This window comes from Novosphingobium sp. (assembly GCF_030696665.1).
GTDB lineage: Bacteria > Pseudomonadota > Alphaproteobacteria > Sphingomonadales > Sphingomonadaceae > Novosphingobium.
The window spans coordinates 69,101-92,131 of sequence record NZ_JAUYRV010000033.1; the positions used below are offsets into that span (position 1 = coordinate 69,101).

The window sequence follows — 23,031 nt, forward strand, 5'->3', positions numbered from 1 at the left end:
GAGGGGCGGTTTGCTCTCCCGCCGCTCCTCGCAACCGGCACTTTTCAAGGTTTATCTAACCATGCGTCTCCTCGCGCGCCTTGCGATTTCTGCTGCGGCCTTGCTGGCCGGAGCTTCCTGTGCCCATGCAGCGCCTGCTGCCGATGCCGCGACGGTTGCCGCCGTAAAAGCCTGCACGCCGGCGCGGCCCTGCGCGGCAAAGCTGCCGGTGCGGGTCGTCGTTGTCACCATGTTCGAAATCGGAGAGGACGCAGGCGACAAGCCCGGCGAATTCCAGCTGTGGAAGGAGCGGCGAAATCTCTCGGTCACGCTGCCGTTCCCGCAGGGCTGGCACAATCTGGCCTATGATCCCGAAACGGGCGTTCTGGCCATCGTGACCGGCATGGGGTCTATCAAGTCCGCCACGGCCACGTTGGCGTTGGGACTGGACGAGCGGCTTGATCTTTCGCAGGCTTACTGGCTGGTTGCGGGCATCGCCGGGATTGATCCGGAGAACGCGTCGGTCGGCTCTGCGGCATGGGCGCGCTATCTGATCGATGGCGATATCGCGCACGAGATCGATGCGCGCGAAATTCCGGCAGACTGGAAAAGCGGCTACTTTGCCCTGCACAGCAAGAGGCCGTCCGATCCTACGCCGCTGCCACCAATCAATGGCGAAATGTTCGAACTCAATCCCGCGCTGCAGGAATGGGCCTTTGCCCTGACCAAGGACATGAAACTGCCCGACGACCAGTTGATCGCGGCTGAGCGCAAGAAGTTCACCGGCTACCCCAACGCACAGAAGCCACCCTTCGTGCTGAAAGGCGACAACATCGCCGCGATGACCTTCTGGCACGGCGCGAAAATGACCCAATGGGCCAATGACTGGACGAAGTTCTGGACGCAAGGGAAGGGCGAATTCGTCACCTCTGCGATGGAAGAAACCGGCACTTTCCAGTCCATCGAGTACCTGACCAAAGTGGGTCGCGCAGATCGCAACCGCGTGATGGTTCTGCGCTCCGCCAGCAACTTCTCCATGCCCCCGCCGGGAGAAGACCCGGCCGCCTACCTCTTGGGTGAAAATCAGGGATACGCCGGGATGACCGCTGCGCTTGAGGCGCTTTACATCGTCGGCGGCAAGGTGGTGGACGAGATTACCGGCAATTGGGACCGCTATGAAAAGGCCCCGCCGAAGTGACAGCGAGCCGCTGAAATGACCCTCACGCTGATCCGCAACGCCGCTGTGGTTGCCACGATGGACGATGCGGGAACCGAGATTGCAGGCGGCGCGGTGGCCATGCGCGATGGCGTGGTGCTGGCTGTTGGCACAAGCGCTGAACTCCAGCCACTGGCAGGCCACGCCGACGAAATCATTGATGCGGCGGGTTGCGTGGTCACGCCGGGCCTCGTCAACACCCACCACCACCTTTACCAGACGTTGACCCGCGCACTGCCCGGCGCGACCGAGGCTTCGCTGTTCGGGTGGCTCAAGCGGCTTTACCCGATCTGGGCGACCTATACGCCCGACGATGTCTTCGCGGCCACGCAGCTTGGCCTTGCCGAACTGGCGCTGTCGGGCTGCACGATGAGTTCGGACCACCTCTACCTGTTCCCGAACGGCGTCACGCTGGACGACACTATCTATGCGGCAGACGGCATCGGCCTGCGCTTCCACGCCACGCGCGGCAGCATGAGTGTGGGCGAGAGTGCCGGGGGCTTGCCGCCGGACAGTTTGGTGGAGCGTGAGGACGCCATCCTTACCGACTGCATCCGCGTGATCGACAGGTTCCACGATGCCGCTGACGGCGCGATGGTGCGCGTGGGCGTTGCTCCGTGTTCGCCCTTCTCGGTCAGTCAGGGCCTGATGCGCGATGCAGCGCTGCTGGCGCGGGACAAGGGCGTGATGTTGCACACCCATCTGGCCGAAGATGCCGATGATGTGGCCTTCAGCCTCGAACGCTTCGGCTGCCGTCCGGGCCAATATGCGGAAGAACTGGGCTGGACCGGCCCGGACGTGTGGCACGCGCACTGCGTTCAGCTGGATCATGGCGAGATTGATCTGTTCGCCCGCACCCGCACGGGCGTGGCGCATTGCCCCGGATCGAACTGCCGCCTCGGCTCGGGCATCGCTCCGGTGCGGCGCATGGTCGATACAGGCGTTAAGGTCGGCCTTGGCGTAGATGGCTCGGCCTCCAACGATTCCGGCAACCTGCTGGGCGAAGCGCGGCAAGCCCTGCTGCTACAGCGCGTTACCCACGGGGCCACCGCCTTTGCCGCGCGTGAGGCGCTGCGGCTGGCAACGCGCGGCGGGGCCGAAGTTCTGGGCCGGAGCGATTTGGGCAGTCTAACCCCCGGCAAGCGCGCCGACTGCGCAGTGTGGGACATGGCGCAAGTCGCCTCAACCGGCGCGTGGGATTTGGTGGCAGGCCTGATCCTCGCCCCGCCGCCCGGCGTGCGCGACTTGTTCGTCGAAGGCCGCGCCGTGGTGCGCGATGGCGAACTGGTGCGCACCACGCGCCGTGCAGTCGTCACCGCAGCGCAGAAGTCGCTCAGCCGCCTGATGGCGCTGGCATAGGAGGGAGAACCGCCATGACATCTCTCGGTTCAGTGACCCGCGAACAGGCACGCGATCCCGATTTCTTCCCCGGCTTCGGCCTCGCCGTGCCTCTCGGCATCCAGCACGTGCTGGCGATGTTCGTGTCAAACCTCACCCCGCCTATCATCGTAGCGGGCGCAGCGGGGTTCGGGTTCGGATCGGCGGACCCTTCCGACCTCATCTACATGATCCAGATGTCGATGCTCTTCGCCGGGATCGCCACGCTGCTGCAGACGGTGGGTATGGGACCGGTCGGCGCGCGTCTGCCATTGGTGCAGGGGACGAGCTTTGCCTACATCCCGGTGATGATCCCCATTGTCGCGGGCAAAGGCGTCGGCGCGATGGCGGAACTGACCACCGCCGCGCTGATCGGTGGCTTGGTCCACGGCCTGCTGAGCATGTTCGTGGGCCGCGTGCGCTTCGCTCTTCCGCCGCTGATCACCGGTCTTGTCGTGCTGATGATCGGCCTCTCGCTCATGCGCATCGGGGTGCAGTATTCCGCTGGCGGCGTGCCCGCCATCGGCACCCCTGCATTCGGCGCGGGGGAAAGCTGGCTGCTGGCCGGCACGGTGGTGGTGGCAACGCTGGGCCTCAAATTCTTCGCACGAGGCGTGTGGTCCACGGCCTCGGTGCTGCTTGGGCTGCTGGCGGGCTATGCAGTGGCGCTGGCACTGGGCCGCATCTCTTTCGATCCGGTGGCCACTGCGCCCATCGCCATGCTGCCCAGCCCTTTCCACTTCGGCTTCGCGCTCTCGGCTTCGGCCATCCTCGGCTTCGTGCTGACCGGCTTTGTCTCCTCCATCGAATCCATCGGCGATGTCGAGGCGATCTGCGAAGGCACCGCTGGCCGACCTGCCACCGATGCCGAATTGCAGGGCGCAGTTGCCGCCGATGGCGTCGGCACCGCGCTTGCCGCAGTGTTCGGCGCAATGCCCAACACCACTTTCAGCCAGAACGTCGGTCTCATCGCCATCACCGGCATGATGAGCCGCCATGTGGTAACGCTCGGCGCGGTGTTCCTCGTGGTCTGCGGACTTGTGCCAAAGATCGGTGCGATCATCACCACCATCCCCATCGAGGTGCTGGGCGGTGGGGTGATCGTGATGTTCGGCATGGTTGCCTCCGCAGCGCTATCGATGCTGGCCTCGGTGGACTGGAACCAGCGCAATATGCTGATCTTCGGGGTCAGCCTGTCGCTCGCACTGGGCCTTCAGCTTGAACCCGATGCCGTGGCGCACCTGCCTGAAACCGCGCGCATCCTCCTTACGTCAGGCGTCCTCCCTGCCGCCGTGGTCGCCATTGCGCTCAATCTGTTTCTCCCGCGTGAGACGGCGGATGAGGCACCCAGCTTGTCTCCCGCAGAATAGCGATGCATGAACGTGCTCTCTTTTTTGCAACAAACCGTGCCGATCATTGCGTTGGATCGGTAGGGTTAGGGAGGGCATAGCCAAATCAGCATGGCCAAGCGTTTCAAACTACCGTCGGTCGATCCCTTCCTGCTCTGGCTGGTCGGCACGGTCGTGCTCGCCAGCGTGCTGCCCGCGCGCGGGGCTGCGCTCACCGCGTTCGACATGGCCGCCGATGCCGCCATCGTGCTGCTGTTCTTCCTTCACGGGGCCAAACTTTCGCGCGAAGCCATTCTCGCAGGCATGGGCAATTGGCGTCTGCATCTGATGACGCTGGCCTTCACTTACGCGCTGTTTCCGGTGCTGGGCCTTGCCGCTGCGCGCGTGACCGGGCTGGTGATCGACCCTTCATTGGCAGTCGGACTGCTGTTCCTCGCCCTGCTGCCGTCGACTGTGCAAAGCTCAATCGCCTTCACCGCAATGGCAGGCGGAAACGTAGCCGCAGCGGTGTGCAGCGCATCGCTCTCCAATCTCCTTGGCATCGTGCTGACGCCGCTGCTGGTTACGCTGTTCATCAACTCCGGCGGCGCGGGCGAGATGGACGGTCTTGGCTCCGTGCAGAAAATTGCAACACAACTGCTCCTGCCGTTCGTGGCCGGACACCTGCTGCGCCCGGTGATCGGCAAGTGGATCGACAAGCACAAAAAACTGCTCCAGCCGGTAGATCGCTCCTCGGTGCTGCTGGTCGTCTATTCCGCGTTCAGCGCCGCCGTGGCGAACGGGGTATGGCAGCGCGTGGGACCGTTCGATCTTGGTGTGCTGCTGCTGGCGTCGAGCGTCATCCTCGCCATCGTCATCGCGGTTAATGGCGTGGCCGCGCGCCTTGCCGGTCTTCCGCGCGAGGATGCCATCGTCCTGCTGTTCTGCGGATCGAAGAAAAGCCTTGTCTCGGGCGTGCCGATGGCAGGTGCGCTCTTTGCCCCGGCGCAAGTGGGCATGGTGATCCTGCCGCTGATGATCTTCCACCAGTTGCAACTCTTTGTCTGCGCATGGCTGGCAGGCCGCTACCACGCCGAAGCAGAAGCCGCCGCCGCCGCGCTCCCCCCGCAAGGTGAAGCCGAAGCGCTTGTTCGCGCCGAAGCCATCGGTCTGCCCATCCCGGAGGAATGCCGACCCGGCGTTACCGCCAATCTCGAACTGCTCACCCGCCATGCGCAGACCTTGGAGGGTGACCGCGACAAATGAGGACAGCCGCCGCCATCGCCGCCGCCGTCAGGGCGGGCGAAGTTACCGCAAGGTCGGTGGCCGAGCAGGCTATTGCGGCACTGAAGGCCGACACTCACGTTGCCGTCACCCGTGTTCTGGAAGAGCGCGCTTTGGCCGAAGCCGCCGCTGTGGACGCGACCGTGGCGCGGGGCGATGACCCCGGGCCGTTGGCAGGCGTGCCCTATGGCGTGAAAGACCTGTTCGATGTGGCGGGCCTGTCCACCACCGCCGGTTCCGCCGTGCGCGCCAACGCCACGCCTGCAACCAGTGATGCCGAAGCGATTCACCGCCTTCAGACCGCAGGAGCCGTGCTGACCTGCACGCTCAACATGGACGAATTCGCCTACGGTTTCGCCACGATCAACGCCACCCACGGCACTACGCGCAACCCGCACGATCCTGCCCGGCTGGCGGGCGGCTCCTCCGGCGGTTCTGCGGCAGTTGTCGCCGCCGGATTGCTGCCCTTCGCGCTGGGATCGGATACCAATGGCTCGATCCGCGTCCCCGCCAGCCTTTGCGGCCTCTACGGGTTAAAGCCCGCGCACGCCTCGCTGCCGCTGGAGGGCACATTCCCCTTCGCCGAAAGCTTTGACGATATCGGCCCGTTCACTGCCAGCCTTGAAGACATGGCGCTGGTTTGGGGCGTGCTTCGCGGTGAGCCATTGACCCTTGCGCAAGGCGAAATCCGCATCGCCCGCCTCGGCGGACGCTTCCGCGAAAACGCCGATCCAGCCCAGCTTGCCGCCATCGATGCCATCGCCCCTGATGCACCGCTGCTCGAATTGCCAGACATCGCCCGCGCCCGCAGTGCCGCGTTTCTCATCACCGCCTACGAAGGCGGGCACCTCCACCGCGCAACGCTCGCCGCCAGCGCGCTCACTTATGACCCTGCAGTGCGTGACCGCCTGATTGCTGGCGCCCTGCTGCCGGAAGAACTCTACGCAAAAGCAAAGGCTTTCCGCGCAGACTTCCTGTCCCGCCTTAACACTCTTATTGCTGATTTCGATGTCCTGCTTGCGCCCGCAACGCCTTGCACGGCGCCCTTGATCGAAGATCCGCGCATCTTGATCGACGGAGCGCTCAGCCCCGCGCGCGCGGACCTTGGCATTCATACGCAACCGATCACGTTCACCGCGCTGCCAGCGCTGGCGGTGCCATTGCGCCGTCCGGGCATGTTGCCGCTGGGGCTGCAACTGATCGGCAAGCCGGGCGGCGAGGGGGCCTTGCTTGCACTGGCTCAACGGCTCGAATCCGATGAATTGACCGGCGTCACCGCGCCGGAAGGCATTGTCACGGGGGAACTGACATGACGGGGGCAACTGTTGCGCAAGAGGCGGGCCTGCTCGAACGCCACTTTCGATTAAGCGAACGCGGCACGACCACGCGCACAGAAGTGCTGGCAGGCTTCACCACGTTCCTGACGATGGCCTATATCGTGCTGGTCAATCCGGCGATCCTTGGACAGGCAGGCATGCCAGTGGCCTCGGTCGCCGCGGCCACGTGCTTTGCTGCGGCCTTCGCCTCAATCTTGATGGGCATGGTGGCCAATACCCCGCTGGCGCTGGCACCGGGCATGGGTCTCAACGCCTATTTCAGCTTCACCGTGGTGCAGCAGATGGGCGTGCCCTGGCCCATTGCGCTGGGCTGCGTGTTCATCTCGGGCGTCGCTTTCCTGATCCTGACGCTCACAGGTGTGCGGCAGTTAATCGTGGCGGTCATTCCGCAGCATCTCTTTGCCGCGGTCGCAGGTGGGATCGGTTTGTTCATCGGCTTCATCGGGCTGAAGGACGCTGGCATTGTGGTTGCCAACCCCGCCACGTTCGTCGGGCTTGGCAGCGTGACCGAGCCGGGACCGGCGCTTGCGCTGTTCGGTCTGGTGGTCATCGGCACGCTGTCCGTATGGAACGTGCGCGCGGCCATGCTGATCGGCATTGTCCTCACCACCATCGCCGCATGGCTTACCGGGCAGACCAGCGCCCCGACCGAACCCTACAGCCTCGCTGCGCTCACCGGCACGGCGTTCCAGCTTGATATTGCAGGCGTCTTCGGCCTCTCTGGCAAGCAGGGGTTGGGCCTTCTCGAAATCCTGTTCGTGTTTCTGTTCGTCGATCTGTTCGACAATATCGGCACGCTGGTGGCCGTCACCAAGCGTGCCGGGCTGATGGACGCGGCGGGCAAAATCCCCGGTCTCAACCGCATCCTGATGACCGACGCGGTCGCCACTATGGTTGGCGCGGTGGCGGGCACCAGCACGGTCACCAGCTATGTTGAAAGCGCAGCGGGCGTGCAGGCGGGCGGGCGTACCGGCCTTACCGCCGTGGTCTGCGGCTTGCTATTCTTCGCCACGATGTTCGTCGCGCCCTATGCGCAGCTTGTGCCGCTGGCTGCCACCGCGCCCGCTCTGGTCGTCGTCGGCGGGCTGATGCTGTTGCCGCTGTCCGAGGTGGACTGGGAAGACCCGATGGCGGCTATCCCGGCGTTCCTCACCGTGGCGATGATTCCGCTGACGTTCTCCATCGCCAATGGCCTCGCCTTCGGCATCACCGCGCACGCCCTGCTCAAGCTGCTGAAGGGCAAGGCCACCCGCGCCGACTGGTTCCTCTTCACACTCGCCGCGCTGTTCGTGGTGCGCTTTGCTTGGATGGCCGCAGAATGATCCGCCGTATTGCACTGGCTCTCGCCGCCCTGCTGCTTCCCGCTACCGTGCACGCCCAGAAGCTCGACGATACGCCGCGCACCGTGGTGATGACCGCGTTCCGCCCCGAATGGAACGCGCTGGTAGGCACCGTGCAGGAGGCTAAGGAGCACAAGATCAACGGCGGCACCTTCCTGACCGGCACGATGGAAGGCAAGCCTGTCGTGCTGATGCAGAGCGGGGTCAGCGTGGTGAACGCCGCGATGAACACGCAGCTTGTGCTGGACCGGTTCAACGTGAAGCGCATCGTCTTTTCCGGCATCGCGGGCGGCGTGGACCCGAAGCTGTCGATCGGTGACGTAATCGTAGCCGAGGACTGGGGCCAGTATCTCGAAGCCTCGTTCGCCCGCAAGACCAAGACCGGCTGGACACCACCCGATCAGGGCAGCGCGGAAAGCCCGGCCAACTGGTTCTTCATCTTCCCGCGCGGTACGGTGATGGCCAATGCGGCCACGCCGCCCAAGCGCATCTATCGCGTGCCGGTGGACGCAGGCCTGCTCGATCTGGCGCGCAAGGTGGTGCCTTCGATCACGCTTGAACGCTGCGTGCCGCCATCGGAAAAGATGCTCGCTGGCTCGGAATTATGCCTGCCGCGCGTGCCCAAGATCGAAGTCGGTGGCACGGGCGTGACGGCAGGTATCTATGCCGACAACGCCGAATTCCGCATCTACCTGCACAAGGCTTGGAAAGCCCGCGTACTCGATATGGAAAGCGCGGCGGTGATGCAGGTGGCCTATAGCAACACAGTGCCCGCCATCGTCTTCCGCAGCCTGTCCGACCTTGCCGGGGGTGATAAGCACAAGAACATGGAGGACACGTTCGAACATCTCGCTTCGGTCAATTCCGCCCATGTCGTGCGCGCCTATCTCGCCGCGCTGCCGGATTGATCGCGATGGCATTGGCAACCGTCACCGGATCGAAAGGCATGGTCACCGCGCCGCATTTCCTTGCGGCGCAGGCGGGGCTTTCGGTATTGCAGGACGGCGGCAACGCGGTGGAGGCAACCGTCGCGGTCGCCGCCTGCCTCGCAGTGGTCTATCCGCACATGACCGGGATCGGCGGCGATGGGTTCTGGGTGATCCACGAACCAGACGGCGAAGTTCACGGTATCCACGGTTGCGGTGGTGCGGCTGAGTCGGCCACGCTCGACCTCTATGCAGAGCTTGAGGCAGTGCCCTTTCGCGGGCCACTTGCAGCCAACACCGTCGCGGGCACGATTTCCGGTTGGCAGGCGGCGCTGGAAAGCGCGGGCGGTTCCTTGCCCCTCGCACGCCTGTTGCGCGATGCTATTGACCACGCCGAGGCGGGCGTTGCGATCACCGCAGGCCATGCAGCGATTGCTGCCGCCAAAGGGCCGGAAATGCGCGTGCAACCCGGCGCCTATGCCACCACATTCGAGCCTCACGGCCGTCCACTTCATGAGGGCGATGTTCTGCGCCAGCCCGTGCTGGCGCAGACGTTGCGGCGGCTATGCGATGAGGGGTTGGGCAGCTTCTACACCGGCCCGCTAGCGGCTGACATTGCTGCCGATCTTGCCTTGTTGGGAAGTCCGCTTTCCGGCGATGATCTTGCCGCGCATGTCGCCACCCGCCCGGAGCCGCTGACCACCCGTCTGCGCGATTGCCAACTGTGGAACAGCGCGCTGCCCACGCAGGGCTTTGCCTCGCTGCTGATCCTCGCGCTGTTTGATCGGCTGGTGGCGGATGAAGCGGACAGCTTCGATCATGTCCACGGACTGGTTGAGGCGACCAAGCAGGCCTTCCTGATCCGCGATGTCCACGTGGGCGATCCGGCGTATCATGATTTCGATTGGCAGGGCCTGTTGTCCGATCCCGCCGCGCTCGATGAGCTTGCATTGCGGATCGTTCCGGCCAAAGCGCTGGCATGGCCGCAACCGCCGCAGTGGGGCGATACGTGCTGGTTCGGCGCGGCGGATAAGGAAGGCCGCGTCGTCAGCGCGATCCAGTCCACCTATTTTGAGTTCGGCTCCGGGCTGGTCCTGCCGAAAACGGGGATCACCTGGCAGAACCGGGGCAGCAGCTTCCGGCTGGCGGAATCGGGCTGGAACGCCCTGAAACCGGGGCGCAAACCCTTCCACACGCTCAACCCCGCACTCGCCCGGTTCGACGATGGCCGCGTCATGGCATACGGCACGATGGGCGGGGAGGGACAGCCGCAGACTCAAGCCGCGCTGTTCAGCCGCTATGCCCGCTACGGCGCAGACCTGCAGGCCGCAATCAGCGCGCCGCGCTGGCTGCTGGGGCGGACGTGGGGGGAGCAATCGACCACGCTGAAGCTGGAAGATGGTTTTGATCCAGCGCTCTACGAGGCTCTTTTGACTGCCGGTCACGATGTCGAGCGAGTAGGCCCGCTAACCGCCACGATGGGCCACGCAGGAGCAATCGTCCGCCACGCCGACGGGCGGTTTGAAGGCGCGACAGACCCTCGCAGCGATGGCGGGGTGGCGGCATGGTAGAGGGCGGCTTCCGGGCGGTTTCCCGCTGCGACGAACTCGCTGTGCAGCCGTTCAGCGACAGCCCGGAAGGCCTGACCCGCACCTATCTTTCTCCCGCCTACTACGCCGCGCAAGACAAGCTGGCGCAGTGGATGGCCGAGGCGGGGATGAGCGTGCGGCGCGATGCGGCGATGAACCTCATCGGGCGGTATGAGGCAAGCGCTCCCGATGCGCCGGCGCTGATCATTGGCAGCCATCTTGATAGCGTGCGCAATGCCGGCCACTATGATGGCCCTCTTGGAATTATGCTGGGAATTGAGGTGGTTGCCGCGCTTTCCTCAGCCGGTGTGCGAATGCCCTTTGCCATTGAAGTCTACGCATTCGGTGATGAGGAAGGCTCTCGCTTCCCCGCCGCAATGCTCACGAGCCGGGCGGTGGCAGGCACGCTTGACCCGGTGACGCTCGACGTGGCAGACCGGGACGGCGTGATGCTTGGCGAACTCGTTGATATTGCAGCCTATCCCAGCGCAAAGCGCGCGCCGGAATCGGTGCTCGCCTATCTAGAAGCGCATATCGAGCAGGGACCAGTGCTGGAGGCGCAAGGGCTGGCCATTGGCACGGTCACCGGCATCGCCGCACAGCTTCGGTTCGAGATCGAAGTTGGAGGGACGGCGGGTCACGCAGGCACCACTGCGATGGATTTGCGGCGCGATGCGGTGGCGGGAATGGCAGCGATGGTTTTGGCCGCCGAAAGTGTCGCCACGGCGGGGCCAGCGGACCTTGTTGCCACTGTAGGTGTCGTTCAGGTGCATCTAGGTGCAGCTAACGTCGTTTCAGGAAAATGCAGCTTCACCCTTGATGTGCGCGCAGGAGTGGCCACGCGCCGCGATGCCGCCGCAGACGAAATCCTGCGCCTTTTCCGTGAGATAGCGAACCTGCGCGACCTGTGCCTGTCGGTCCGAAAGGTCCACGATCTGCCCGCCAGCCCCTGCGATCCGGCACTGATGGACCTGCTCGACAAGGCCACAGGTGCCGCTTCGCAAACTCCCTTCCGCCTCGTCTCAGGCGCAGGGCACGATGCCATGATCATGGCCACCCTGTGCCCCACTGCAATGCTGTTCATCCGCTGCCGGGGCGGGGTGAGCCACAACCCGGCCGAACATGTCGATCCCGCAGACGCCGAAGTGGCGCTGCGGGTCATGCTCGGCTTTATCGAACAATTGGGAGCGACATTTGACCCCGCTTGATCCAACACTCTTCGGCGAAATTGACCCGCCGCAGCGCCTGCTGATGGGACCGGGACCGGTCAACGCGCATCCGCGTGTGCTGCGGGCGATGTCGGCGGACCTACTGGGGCAGTTCGACCCGGAAATGACGGCGTTCATGAATCAGGTCATGGCGCTCTACCGCCCGGTGTTCGGCACGCAGAACCAGTGGACCATGCTGATCGACGGGACGGCGCGGGCGGCCATCGAAGCGTCGCTGGTCAGCCTTGTCGAGCCGGGCGATACGGTGCTGGTCGTGAATTTCGGGCGGTTCGGCCTGCTGCTCACTGAAATCCTTTCGCGCCTTGGTGCCAATGTCGAGCAGGTCAGCGCGCCGTGGGGCGAGGTGGTGCCGATGGAGGTGATCGCCAAGGCTATTGCGCGGCACGGACCGAGCGTCGTGGCAACGGTTCACGGCGATACCTCGACGACGATGGCGCAGCCATTGGAAGGGCTGGGCGATCTGTGCAAAGCGGCAGGCGCTTTTGCTTATGTCGACGCCACGGCGACGCTGGGCGGCATGGAAATTGCGGCGGACCGCTGGGGCGTGGACGTGGTGACTGGGGGGTTGCAGAAGTGCCTTGGCGGGCCTTCGGGTTCGGCGCCGATCACCATTTCAAACCGCGCGGCGCAGCGCATATTCTCGCGCCGCCATGTGGAGCAGGGCATCCGACGCGATGACATTGTGGACGGTAAAGGGCCACGCATTGCGTCCAACTATTTCGATCTGGCGATGATCATGGACTACTGGTCGGAGAAACGGCTGAACCATCATACCGAAGCGACATCAATGCTTTATGCTGCGCGCGAATGCGCTCGCGTGGCATTGGGAGAAGGTTTGGAGGTGCGGGTTGCACGACACCGCAAGGCAGGCGCTGCGATGACGGCAGGCTTGCGCGCGATGGGTCTGACGGTGTTTGGCGACGATGCGCACCGCATGACCAACGTGACCGGCGTTTACATCCCCGGCGGCGTGGACGGCGAGGCGATCCGCACAATGATGCGCGATCACTTCGAGATCGAAATCGGCACGGCTTTCGGACCGCTGCAGGGCAAGATCTGGCGGTTGGGCGCGATGGGTTACAACGCGATGAAACACAAGGTGCTGCTGACGCTGGGTGCGCTGGAAGCCTGCCTGAAAGCGGCTGGCCATCCTCTGCCGCTGGGCGAGGCGGTGCCTGCGGCGCTTGCGGCTTGGGAGGACGCATGACGCTTCCGCGCGACCTGACTGGTTACGGCGCAAATCCTCCCGCTGCGCAGTGGCCGGGCGGCGCGAGGGTGGCCGTGCAGTTCGTGATAAACTACGAGGAAGGCGCGGAAAATTCCGTGCTGAATGGCGACAAGGGGTCTGAGGCTTTCCTGTCTGACATGGTGGGCGCGGGGAGCCACCCGGCGCGGGCGATGGCGATGGAAAGCCTTTACGAATACGGCAGCCGGGCCGGGTTCTGGCGGCTGCACCGGCTATTCACCGCGCGCGATGTGCCGGTGACCGTGTTTGGCGTGGCGGCGGCGATGGCGATGAATCCGGCGTCGGTTGAGGCGATGCTGAAAGCCGATTGGGAGATTGCCAGCCACGGCTATCGCTGGATCGATTACCAGTACCTGCCCGAAGAGGTGGAGCGCGAACATATTGCGCGGGCCATCGAACTGCACACGCGGCTGACAGGCGCGCGCCCGCTCGGCTGGTATCAGGGGCGCACCTCTCCCAACACTGCGCGGTTGGTGGTGGAAGAAGGCGGCTTTGTTTACGACGCCGATAGCTATGCCGATGACCTGCCCTATTGGGACGTGCGCCACGGCAAGCCGCAACTGATCGTGCCCTATTCGCTCGATGCCAATGACATGAAGATGGTGGCGCTGAACGGCTTTACCGAGGGTGATCAGTTTTTCAGGTACTTGCGCGATAGCTTTGAGCAATTGCGCGAAGAGGGCGGGCGGATGATGTCGGTCGGCCTGCATGCGCGCATCGCCGGAAAGCCTGGCCGGGCGCGGGCCGTGGCGCGGTTCCTTGATCATGTGATCGAGAGTGGCGATGCGTGGATCTCGCGGCGGATCGACATTGCACGGCATTGGCTCGAGCATCACCCCCATGCGGGAGGCGCGGCGTGACAATCGATGATCCTGCCTTGCTGGCTGAAGTGACTGCTTCGTTTCAGGAATACGAGCGCGCGCTGATGGCAGACGATTTGCCCGCGATGGACGCGCTGTTCCACGATGCGCCGACGACCAACCGCTTTGGCGTGGGCGAAGTGCTGTGGGGCATGGATGCGATCCGGGAGTTCCGCAAAGGGCGCGGCGGATCGCCACAACGCAGGCTGGGGCACGTGGCGATTACGGTTTACGGCTCCGGCTTTGCGACGGCGGACGCCGAGTTCTTCCGTGAAGGATCGGATCGGCGCGGACGGCAGAGCCAGGCGTGGGTGCGGTTTGCCGATGGCTGGAAAGTTGTCTCTGCGCACGTCAGCCTTGAGGGGAGCACATCATGACCGCGCTGTTCGAGCACAGCCCTTGGGTGGAAGCGCGGGCGGACGCCCGGCCATCCAGCGGCAATCGCCATGCTGATCTGATGGCCGTGGTGCTGGAAGCTTCGTCCGAGGAACAACTGGCGTTGATCTGTGCCCACCCCGAACTGGCAGGCAAGGCTGCGGTGGATCGCACTTTGACCGAGGCTTCGGCGGCGGAGCAGGCTTCTGCGGGGCTGGACCGGCTGAGCGAGGACGAGTTTGCGCGGTTCCATGCGCTGAATGCGGCCTATCGGGAGCGGTTCGGCTTTCCGTTCATCATCTGTGTGCGGCTGACTGACAAGGCGGGGATTTTGGCAGCGATGGAAGCACGACTGGCGAATGATCGCGAGACAGAAATCGCCACGGCCATTGCGCAGATTGGCGAGATTGTCCGCCTTAGACTGGAGGACGCGCGATGACGGTCGATTGGTCCGAATGGCTGAACCTTGCTATCCGCTGGTTTCACCTGACGGCAGGCATCGCGTGGATCGGATCGTCGTTCTACTTCGTGTGGCTGGACAACCATCTGGTCCCGCCGAAGGAGGGTGAGGCGAGCGGCGAGGTGTGGTCGGTCCACGGCGGCGGGTTCTATCACAAGCAGAAGTATGCCGTGGCGCCTGCCAAGATGCCCGAGGATCTGCACTGGTTCAAATGGGAGGCCTATACCACCTGGATCACCGGGTTTTTGCTGCTGGTGCTGATCTACTGGGTGGGGGCGGAAAGCTTCCTGATCGATTCTGCCAAGGCGCAGCTTTCGCAAGCAGCGGCCATTGCCATTGGCGCGGCTTCGCTGGTGGTGGGATGGGTGGTTTATGACCTGCTGTGCCGTTCGGCGCTAGGGCGTGACAACCGGGTGCTGGGGGCGGCGTGGTTTGCCTTTCTGGTGCTGGCGGCATGGGCGCTTGACCGGGTTTTCAACGCGCGCGGGGCCTATCTGCACGTCGGCGCGATGATTGGCACGGTGATGGTTGCCAACGTGTTTTTCGTGATCATCCCCAACCAGCGCAAGGTGGTGGCGGCATTGATGCGCGGGGAAGCGCCCGATCCGGCGCTTGGCAAGGCTGGCAAGCAGCGGTCCTTGCACAACAATTACATGACGTTGCCGGTGCTGTTCATCATGGTGAGCCACCATTATGCGATGACGTTCGGCGCGGCGCGGCCTTGGCTGGTGCTGGCGCTGCTGGGGCTGACCGGGGTGGCGGTGCGCCATGTGTTCAACCTTCGCCATCGCGGGGAAAAGAGCGGGCGGGCGATGGCGGTGGCGGGCGTGATGGCGCTGGTGAGCGTGACCTATGTCTCGGCGGAGAAGGCCACTTTGCCTGCTGAAGCGAAAAGCGCGGAGGCGGTTGCTGCGCCTGAAACATGGGCGAGCGTTGAGCCGATCTTCGTGAAGCACTGCACCAGTTGCCACGCGGCAAAGCCCACCAGCGAGGCATTTACCGCGCCGCCGCTGGGTGTCATGCTCGATACATACGACCACAGCCGCGTCGCTGCCGAGCGCGTCAAGAAGGTGGCGGTCGACAGCGAGATCATGCCGCTGGGCAACATGACCGGCATGACCCGCGCCGAACGCGATGCGCTGGGCCGATGGATCGCCGCAGGAGCGCCGCAATGACCACGCTTTCCACTCATGTGCTTGATACGATGCATGGTTTGCCCGCCAGCGAGGTGAAACTTCGGCTTGAAGACAAAGCCGGGGCAGTGCTGTTTTTGGGCGAGACCAATGTGGACGGGCGCTGTCCCGGGTTGATTGAGGCTGTGCCGGAACTTGCGCCGGGGCAGTATGCGTTGGTGTTCGCCGTGGCCGACTATTTCAGGGGCATGGGCGTGGCATTGCCGCAGCCGCCGTTTCTGGATGAAGTGCGCATCGCTTTCGGCATGGCAGATGATGGGCATTATCACGTGCCGCTGCTGGTCTCGCCGTTCTCCTATTCCACCTATCGGGGCAGTTGAGCAATGGCGGTGCGGTTTCTGCTTGATGGCGAAGTGATCGAGATTGCGGACTGCGATCCGACCGGGACTTTGCTGGATTATCTGCGCGGGCCGTTGCAGCGGACGGGGACCAAGGAAGGCTGTGCCGAGGGGGATTGCGGGGCCTGCACGGTGTTGGTGGGGGAACTGGTCGACGCGGCGGTGGAGTGGCGCGCGGTCAATGCCTGCATTGCGTTCCTACCAATGCTGCACGGTAAAGCATTGATGACAGTGGAGAGTTTGGCGAAGGGTGGAGTGCTGAATCCATTGCAGGCCTGCATGGCGGCCAATGGCAGTTCGCAGTGTGGGTTCTGCACGCCGGGCTTTGTGATGTCGTTGCACGGACGGGCGATTGGTGCAGCAGGCAGCGAACTTCCGGTGGCAGACGTGATCGCCGGAAACCTGTGCCGGTGCACGGGCTATGGGCCGATCTTGGAAGCTGGTGAAGCGGTCTCGCAAGTGGTCCGCGACGACGCTGCCGTGGCGGCGGCGCTGGGGGAGTTGGGGGGCGAAGCTGGCGGTAGTTTTGAGGGGCGGCAGTGGTTTGCGCCGCGTTCTTCGGATGCGCTGGCAGCTATTCTGGCCGACTATCCCGCAGCGAGGATCGTGGCGGGGGCAACCGACGTGGGCCTGTGGGTGACCAAGGGATTGCGTGAACTGGATACGGTAGTGTTCATCGGGGACGTGGCCGATCTGAAGGCGGTTGATGAGACGCCTGAGGGTGTTCGGCTTGGCGCGGGGGTCCGCTATGCGCAGGCGCATGGGGCCTTGGCGCGGTTGCACCCCGACCTTGGCGAACTGGTGCGGCGGATTGGCGGTTTGCAGGTGCGCAATTGTGCCACTGTGTGCGGCAATATTGCGAACGGATCGCCGATTGGCGATGGTCCGCCCGCGCTGATCGCGCTGGGGGCGGAGCTGACCTTGCGCTCTGCCAGCGGGCGGCGGACGATGCCGCTGGAGGACTATTTCATCGATTACGGCAAGCAGGACCGGCTGCCGGGCGAGTTTGTGGAGAGCGTGTTCGTGCCGCGCCCGGCGGCGGGGGCTGTGGTCCACATTTCCAAGCTTTCCCGGCGGTTTGACAGCGACATTTCGGCGGTGCTGGGGGCCTTTGCGTTGAAGGTCGAGAACGGTGTGATCACCGCGGCGCGGGTGGCCTTTGGCGGCATGGCGGCGACGCCCCGGCGGGCATCGGGATGTGAGACGTCGCTGGTGGGGCAACCCTTTGACGAAGCGACGATTGCTGCGGCGGCGGAAGCTTTGCACGGGGACTTTCAGCCGTTGAGTGATGTGCGCGGGACGTCTGGCTATCGCATCGAGGCGGCGGGCGCTTTGCTCTGGCGGCTGTGGCACCGTGAGCAGGGTGTGGCGACCTGCGTGCTGGACGTGGAGGCTTGCTGATGGCTGACGCCGAACCGCTGTGGCCTGCCGACGCCAAGCCATCGCTCCCACATGACAGCGCGCATCTGCATGTGGCGGGGCTGGCGCGCTATGTCGATGATGAGCCGGAGCCGGTGGGCATGCTGCACCTTGCCTTTGGCCTTTCGACCGAAGCACGGGGGCGGATTGTGGGGATGGACCTGTCTGCAGTGATGGCTTTTCCCGGCGTGGTGGCGGTCTATACGGCAGCGGATATTCCGGGTGAGAACAACGTCGGCCCTATAGCGCACGATGACCGTGTGCTGGCCGATGGTGAAGTGGTGAGCGACGGGCAGCCGGTGTTCCTTGTGGCGGCCACGACGCGCATGGCGGCGCGCAAGGCGGCGCGGCTTGGGCGGATCGACTATGCGCCGCTGGAGCCGGTGCTCACCGTGGAGCAGGCACGGGCGGCGGGATCGCGGATTGAGGCGGACCAGCGCATGGCGCAGGGCGATGCCGATGGCGCGCTGGCCGCTGCGCCGCATCGCTTGGCTGGAAAGCTGAAAATCGGGGCGCAGGATCATTTCTATCTGGAAGGGCAGGTCGCCCATGCGCGGGCGGGCGAGGACGGGCAGATCCATGTCGTTTCCTCAAGCCAGCACCCAAGCGAAGTGCAGCATTTGGTGGCGCTGCTGCTGAACAAATCCAGCGCGGACGTGACCGTGGAAGTGCGGCGCATGGGCGGTGCGTTTGGGGGTAAGGAGAGCCAGGCCGCGCTGTTCGCTGCTGCTGCCGCGCTGGTGGCGCACCATACCGGGCGTCCGGCAAAGTTCCGCTGCGACCGTGATGACGACATGATCGTGACTGGCAAGCGCCACGACTTCGATGTGGACTATGAGGCGGGGCATGACGGCGAGGGGCGGCTGACTGCGGTCAAACTGCGCTTTGGCGGGCGCTGCGGGGCGACGATGGACCTCTCACCCGGGATCAACGACCGCACGATGTTCCATGCCGATAACTGCTATTTCCTTCCCGATGTGGAGATCCTGTCAGAGCGGCTGAAGACCAATACCGTTTCCGCCACCGCCTTCCGTGGCTTTGGTGGGCCGCAGGGGATGCTGGCGATCGAGCGGGTGTGCGATCACGTGGCGGCGCGGCTTGGGCTTGACCCGCTGATGGTACGGGAGCGCAATCTTTATGGGCCGGGGCGCGATGTGACGCCCTATGGCATGAGACTTGAGGACAACATCGCGCCGCAACTGGTTGCGCGGCTTCGGGAAACGTCGCGTTATGATGCGCGGCGAGAGGCGATTGCCGCGTTCAATGCGGGCAATCCGGTGCTGAAGAAGGGCATTGCGCTAACCCCGGTGAAGTTTGGGATCAGTTTTACCACCACGCACCTCAATCAGGCTGGCGCGCTGGTGCATGTCTATGCCGATGGTTCGATCCAGGTGAACCACGGCGGCACGGAGATGGGGCAGGGCCTATACATCAAGGTAGCGCTGATCGTGGCCGATGCCTTTGCCGTGCCGGTAGAACAGGTGCGGATCACCGCGACGCGGACCGACAAGGTGCCCAATACCTCTGCCACGGCAGCGTCTTCGGGCGCGGACCTGAATGGCATGGCGGCGCACAATGCCGCAGTGGCGATCCGGGAGCGGATGGCGGCGTTTCTGAGCAGCGCGTTCGGTGGAGAGGTGCTGTTCACGCCGGAGGGTGTTATCGCTGGCGACACCCGCATGACCTTTGCCGAGGCCGCCCGCAAGGCGCATCTGGGGCGGATTTCGCTGTCTTCGACCGGGTTCTATGCCACGCCCGAGATCGCGTACGACCGGCCTTCGCACAAGGGTCGGCCGTTCTATTACTTCGCTTACGGCGCGGCTGTTGCCGAGGTGGTGGTTGATACTCTGACCGGAGAGCACAAGGTGCTGGCGGTGGATATTCTCCACGATGTGGGCCGCTCGCTGAACCCGGCGATTGACCGGGGGCAGATCGAGGGCGGGTTTGTGCAAGGGCAGGGCTGGCTGACCACCGAAGTGGTGGAGTGGGACGCCAAGGGCCGCCTGCTCAACCATTCGCCCGCAACCTACAAGGTGCCGACTGCGTCCGATCGCCCGAAGCGGCTGCGCATCGATCTGTGGGATGGCGAGAATGCCAAACCGACGATTCACCGTTCAAAGGCGGTGGGCGAGCCGCCGCTGATGCTGGCCAATTCCGTGTTTTGCGCGATCAGCGCGGCGATTGCTGCGACCAATCCTGAACGGCGGGAATTGCCGCCGCTCGATGCTCCGGCAACGCCTGAGGCGGTGCTGCGTGCGATTGCTGCGCACAAGGCTGCATGATGGATTGGCTTGAAACCCTGCGCGACTTGCCCGCAACAGAACCGGTGGCGATGATCAGTGTGCTGGCCACCGAAGGTTCCGCCCCGCGCGGAGCTGGCACGCGGATGCTGGTGACGGCCAAACGCGAGCATGGCACCATCGGTGGCGGCGCGCTGGAATTCCGGGCGGTGGAGCAGGCGCGGGCCGTGCTCGACCATGCGCCAGGGGCGTGGCGGGTGCAGGACTATCCGCTGGGGCCGCTGCTGGGCCAGTGCTGCGGTGGACGCGTGCGGCTGCTGGTGGAGCATGTCGATCCGGCGGTGCTGGGCTGGTTGGGCGATGCGGTGGAAGGGCGGACGCTGGTGAGCCAGTTGAAGCCCGGTGCTATCCAGCGGCACGTGAGCGATGGCCCCGCAACGCCGATGTCTGCACGGGGCGACCGCCCGCGCGAGGGCAGCCGGATTGCCGAGGTGATCGGATGCTGGCGGCGTCCGCTTTACCTGTTTGGCGCAGGCCATGTGGGGCAAGCGATTGCGCGGCACATCGGTGGATTGCCGCTGCGGCTGGCATGGTTCGATACGCGCCCGGTGTTCGAGACGATTGAGGGCGTGGCAGTGGTCCCCGAAAGCGGGATCGAGCAATGCATTGCCGAAGCACCCGATGATGCTGCGGTGGTGATCCTCACCCACGATCACGCGCTGGATTACCGCCTGACTTTGGCCGCGCTGTCACGCGCGCCGCTGGCCTTTACCGGGCTGATCGGATCGCAGACCAAGCGGGCGCGGTTTCTGTCACGGCTTGATCGGGAAGGCGTGTGTGTCGAAGCGCGTGGGCGGTTGACCTGTCCGATTGGCCTGCCCGGCGTGACCGGCAAGGAGCCGGATGTGATCGCTGTGGCCCTGCTGGCGCAATTGCTGCAACTGCCGCGCGCGGTGCAGGTTCAGGCTGTGGCGGCGTGACCGTGCAGGGCTTTCGCGGCGAAATCCTGAGCCTCCGTCACGATCCTGCCGAATCCCCGAATGCAGTGCGGCATGATGCCGACGGACTGCTGGTGGTGGAACACGGGCGCATCGTGGCGCGCGGGGCGTTTGCCGATGTTTCCCCGCGTTTCCCCGGCCTGAACGTGAAAGCGCTGGACGGCCTGATCGTACCCGGTTTCATCGACGCGCATGTCCACTATCCCCAGCTGGACCGCATCGCGAGCCACGGAGAGCAGCTGCTTGACTGGCTGGATCGGCATATCTTTCCGGCCGAAAAAGCCTTTGCTGATCCCGCCCATGCGGCGGAAGTGGCCGAGGCTTTTCTGAGCGAACTGCTGCGCCACGGAACCACCAGCGCGCTGGTGTTCGGCACGGTCCACGCCGCATCGGTTGACGCATTCTTCAGGGCTGCCGAAGCACGCGGCCTTCGCATGGCCTGCGGCAAAGTGCTGATGGATCTGGGGCCGGAAGGGTTGAAGGATACAGCCGAGAGCGGTGTTTCCGAAAGCGAGGCGTTGATCCGGCGGTGGCACGGGCGGGGGCGGCTGACGTATGCGGTGACGCCGCGCTTCGCGCTGACATCCAGCGACGCGCAATTGGCAGGCGCGGGGAAGCTCCTAGCCGATCATCCGGGGGTGCTGCTCCATACCCACCTTTCCGAAAACACACGCGAGATCGCCGAAGTGGCGGCGCGGTTTCCCGATGCGGCGGATTATCTTGATGCTTATGACAGGTTCGGTCTGGTGACAGATCGGTCGGTCTTCGCCCACGGCGTTCACCTGCCGGACCGGTCATGTGAAAGGCTGGCCGAAACGGGGGCGGGGGTGGCGGTGTGCCCAAGCTCGAACCTGTTTCTGGGATCGGGCATGTTCGATTTTGCGCAGGCTGAGCGCCACGGCGTGCGGATCGGACTGGGGTCAGACATCGGCGCAGGAACGTCGCTGTCGTTGCTCCACAATGCGGGCGTGGCTTATCAGGCGGGGCTGTTCAAAGACTACCGGCTTGACCCGCTCCGCGCGCTATGGCTGGCTACGGGTGGTTCAGCGCGGCTGCTGCACATCGACGGCGATGTAGGTATGTTGGCCGAGGGGCAAGAGGCTGATTTCGTTGTGCTTGATGACAAGGCAACGCCGCTGCTCGCCCGGCGCACCGCCGGGGCATCGGTGGTGGAACGGCTTTTTGCATTGCAGGTTCTGGGCGATGATCGCGCGGTGCGTTGCACATACGTATTGGGGCAATGCGCTTGGGATCGTGATGGAGTAGGGCAAAAGGCATGACCGATCTCAACAGCTTCATCGTTCGGCTGCCAAAGGCCGAACTCCATCTGCACATCGAAGGCAGCCTTGAGCCTGAACTGATGTTCGCGCTGGCTGCGCGCAACGGCGTGCCGATCCCCTATGCCAGCGTCGACGAAGTGCGCTCGGCTTATGCGTTCTCAAACCTTCAGGACTTCCTCGACATTTACTATGCCGGGGCCAGCGTGCTGGTGACCGAGGCTGATTTCCATGACCTTGCGATGGCCTATTTCGACCGGGCGGCAGCAGATGGCGTGGTCCATGCGGAAATCATGTTCGATCCGCAGACGCATACCGACCGGGGAATTGCCTTCGACACAGTGATCAGGGGCCTGCTGTCTGCAATGGCCGAGGCGGAGGCAACGCACGGCATGACCAGCGCGCTGATCATGAGCTTCCTGCGCCATCTTTCAGAAGACGCCGCGTTTGAAACGCTTGCGATGGCCGAGCCGTGGCTGGACCGGATCGCGGCAGTGGGGCTGGATTCGAGCGAAGTGGGCCATCCGCCATCGAAATTCGCGCAGGTCTTTGCCGCTGCGCGCGCGAAGGGACTTAAGCTGGTGGCCCACGCCGGTGAGGAGGGGCCGCCGGAGTATGTGTACCAAGCGCTGGATCTGCTGAACGTGGATCGGATTGATCACGGCAACCGCGCGCTGGAAGACGCAGCGCTGGTTGAGCGTCTGGCGCGCGAAGGCATGACGCTGACGGTCTGCCCGCTGTCCAATCTGAAGCTGTGCGTGGTGGGCGATCTGGCCGATCATCCGATTGACCGGATGCTGGCCGCAGGGCTGAAGGCCACCGTGAATTCTGATGATCCTGCCTACTTCGGCGGCTATGTTGCCGACAATTATCGCGCCGTCGCAGCTGCGAGGGGGCTATCGCGTGAGGATATTGCCACGCTGGCACGCAACAGCTTCACTGGGTCGTTCCTGCCGCCAGATGCAGTGGCGGGGCACCTTGCGGCTATCGAGGGCCACGTGGGCATGGGCTGATCCCAGC

20 protein-coding genes are annotated in these 23,031 nt (G+C 64.4%); all 20 read left to right on the plus strand.

Going from position 1 to position 23,031, the window contains the following annotated elements; translation table 11 throughout:
- The first annotated feature begins 61 nt into the window (after positions 1 to 61).
- The 20 genes from Q8R81_RS09015 (at position 62) to Q8R81_RS09110 (ending at position 23,024) form a co-directional block, all read left to right on the plus strand.
- Positions 62 to 1,177 carry a purine nucleoside permease gene (locus tag Q8R81_RS09015; protein ID WP_305617096.1) on the plus strand — a complete coding sequence of 372 codons (1,116 nt, stop codon included), beginning with the start codon at positions 62 to 64 and terminating at the stop codon, positions 1,175 to 1,177.
- Between the two features lie 15 nt (positions 1,178 to 1,192).
- Complete coding sequence (locus Q8R81_RS09020) at positions 1,193 to 2,554, plus strand: 8-oxoguanine deaminase (protein ID WP_305617097.1); 1,362 nt, start codon at positions 1,193 to 1,195, stop codon at positions 2,552 to 2,554.
- A 14-nt stretch (positions 2,555 to 2,568) separates the two neighbouring features.
- Entirely contained in the window at positions 2,569 to 3,942 is a 1,374-nt protein-coding gene (locus Q8R81_RS09025) for a uracil-xanthine permease family protein (RefSeq protein WP_305617098.1), read from the plus strand.
- 90 nt (positions 3,943 to 4,032) lie between these two features.
- Positions 4,033 to 5,166, plus strand: coding sequence for an AtzG-like protein (locus Q8R81_RS09030; protein ID WP_305617099.1), 1,134 nt, complete (start codon positions 4,033 to 4,035; stop codon positions 5,164 to 5,166).
- Complete coding sequence (locus tag Q8R81_RS09035; protein WP_305617100.1) at positions 5,163 to 6,497, plus strand: AtzE family amidohydrolase; 1,335 nt, start codon at positions 5,163 to 5,165, stop codon at positions 6,495 to 6,497. Before Q8R81_RS09030 ends, Q8R81_RS09035 begins: the two co-directional genes overlap by 4 nt.
- Positions 6,494 to 7,843, plus strand: coding sequence for an NCS2 family permease (locus Q8R81_RS09040; protein WP_305617101.1), 1,350 nt, complete (start codon positions 6,494 to 6,496; stop codon positions 7,841 to 7,843). The genes Q8R81_RS09035 and Q8R81_RS09040 overlap by 4 nt, the downstream gene beginning before the upstream one ends.
- Complete coding sequence (locus tag Q8R81_RS09045) at positions 7,840 to 8,769, plus strand: 5'-methylthioadenosine/S-adenosylhomocysteine nucleosidase (RefSeq protein ID WP_305617102.1); 930 nt, start codon at positions 7,840 to 7,842, stop codon at positions 8,767 to 8,769. The genes Q8R81_RS09040 and Q8R81_RS09045 overlap by 4 nt, the downstream gene beginning before the upstream one ends.
- A gap of 5 nt (positions 8,770 to 8,774) precedes the next feature.
- The gene (locus tag Q8R81_RS09050; protein ID WP_305617103.1) at positions 8,775 to 10,358 is read left to right on the plus strand and encodes a gamma-glutamyltransferase family protein; all 1,584 of its coding nucleotides are present in this window, start codon (positions 8,775 to 8,777) and stop codon (positions 10,356 to 10,358) included.
- On the plus strand, positions 10,352 to 11,584 hold the full coding sequence (locus tag Q8R81_RS09055) for an allantoate amidohydrolase (protein ID WP_305617104.1): 1,233 nt from the start codon (positions 10,352 to 10,354) through the stop codon (positions 11,582 to 11,584). Before Q8R81_RS09050 ends, Q8R81_RS09055 begins: the two co-directional genes overlap by 7 nt.
- Positions 11,585 to 11,627: 43 nt before the next feature.
- Positions 11,628 to 12,812 (plus strand): alanine--glyoxylate aminotransferase family protein, encoded by a 1,185-nt coding sequence (locus tag Q8R81_RS09060; RefSeq protein ID WP_371135346.1) that lies wholly within the window; start codon positions 11,628 to 11,630, stop codon positions 12,810 to 12,812.
- On the plus strand, positions 12,809 to 13,711 hold the full coding sequence (gene puuE, locus Q8R81_RS09065; protein WP_305617106.1) for an allantoinase PuuE: 903 nt from the start codon (positions 12,809 to 12,811) through the stop codon (positions 13,709 to 13,711). Before Q8R81_RS09060 ends, puuE begins: the two co-directional genes overlap by 4 nt.
- Positions 13,708 to 14,088: an oxalurate catabolism protein HpxZ gene (hpxZ, locus tag Q8R81_RS09070; protein WP_305617107.1), complete on the plus strand. Its 381-nt coding sequence runs from the start codon at positions 13,708 to 13,710 to the stop codon at positions 14,086 to 14,088. Before puuE ends, hpxZ begins: the two co-directional genes overlap by 4 nt.
- Entirely contained in the window at positions 14,085 to 14,525 is a 441-nt protein-coding gene (gene uraD / locus Q8R81_RS09075; RefSeq protein ID WP_305617108.1) for a 2-oxo-4-hydroxy-4-carboxy-5-ureidoimidazoline decarboxylase, read from the plus strand. Before hpxZ ends, uraD begins: the two co-directional genes overlap by 4 nt.
- A complete protein-coding gene (locus Q8R81_RS09080) occupies positions 14,522 to 15,721 on the plus strand; it encodes a urate hydroxylase PuuD (protein ID WP_305617109.1) in 1,200 nt (399 codons plus the stop codon). Before uraD ends, Q8R81_RS09080 begins: the two co-directional genes overlap by 4 nt.
- Positions 15,718 to 16,059 carry a hydroxyisourate hydrolase gene (gene uraH, locus Q8R81_RS09085; protein ID WP_305617110.1) on the plus strand — a complete coding sequence of 114 codons (342 nt, stop codon included), beginning with the start codon at positions 15,718 to 15,720 and terminating at the stop codon, positions 16,057 to 16,059. Before Q8R81_RS09080 ends, uraH begins: the two co-directional genes overlap by 4 nt.
- Positions 16,060 to 16,062: 3 nt before the next feature.
- Positions 16,063 to 17,478: a xanthine dehydrogenase small subunit gene (xdhA, locus tag Q8R81_RS09090; protein WP_305617111.1), complete on the plus strand. Its 1,416-nt coding sequence runs from the start codon at positions 16,063 to 16,065 to the stop codon at positions 17,476 to 17,478.
- The gene (xdhB, locus tag Q8R81_RS09095; RefSeq protein ID WP_305617112.1) at positions 17,478 to 19,778 is read left to right on the plus strand and encodes a xanthine dehydrogenase molybdopterin binding subunit; all 2,301 of its coding nucleotides are present in this window, start codon (positions 17,478 to 17,480) and stop codon (positions 19,776 to 19,778) included. The genes xdhA and xdhB overlap by 1 nt, the downstream gene beginning before the upstream one ends.
- Positions 19,778 to 20,716 carry a xanthine dehydrogenase accessory protein XdhC gene (xdhC, locus tag Q8R81_RS09100; RefSeq protein ID WP_371135345.1) on the plus strand — a complete coding sequence of 313 codons (939 nt, stop codon included), beginning with the start codon at positions 19,778 to 19,780 and terminating at the stop codon, positions 20,714 to 20,716. Before xdhB ends, xdhC begins: the two co-directional genes overlap by 1 nt.
- The gene (gene guaD / locus Q8R81_RS09105; protein WP_305617114.1) at positions 20,713 to 22,014 is read left to right on the plus strand and encodes a guanine deaminase; all 1,302 of its coding nucleotides are present in this window, start codon (positions 20,713 to 20,715) and stop codon (positions 22,012 to 22,014) included. The genes xdhC and guaD overlap by 4 nt, the downstream gene beginning before the upstream one ends.
- Positions 22,011 to 23,024: an adenosine deaminase gene (locus Q8R81_RS09110; RefSeq protein WP_305617115.1), complete on the plus strand. Its 1,014-nt coding sequence runs from the start codon at positions 22,011 to 22,013 to the stop codon at positions 23,022 to 23,024. The genes guaD and Q8R81_RS09110 overlap by 4 nt, the downstream gene beginning before the upstream one ends.
- Positions 23,025 to 23,031 lie beyond the last annotated feature (7 nt).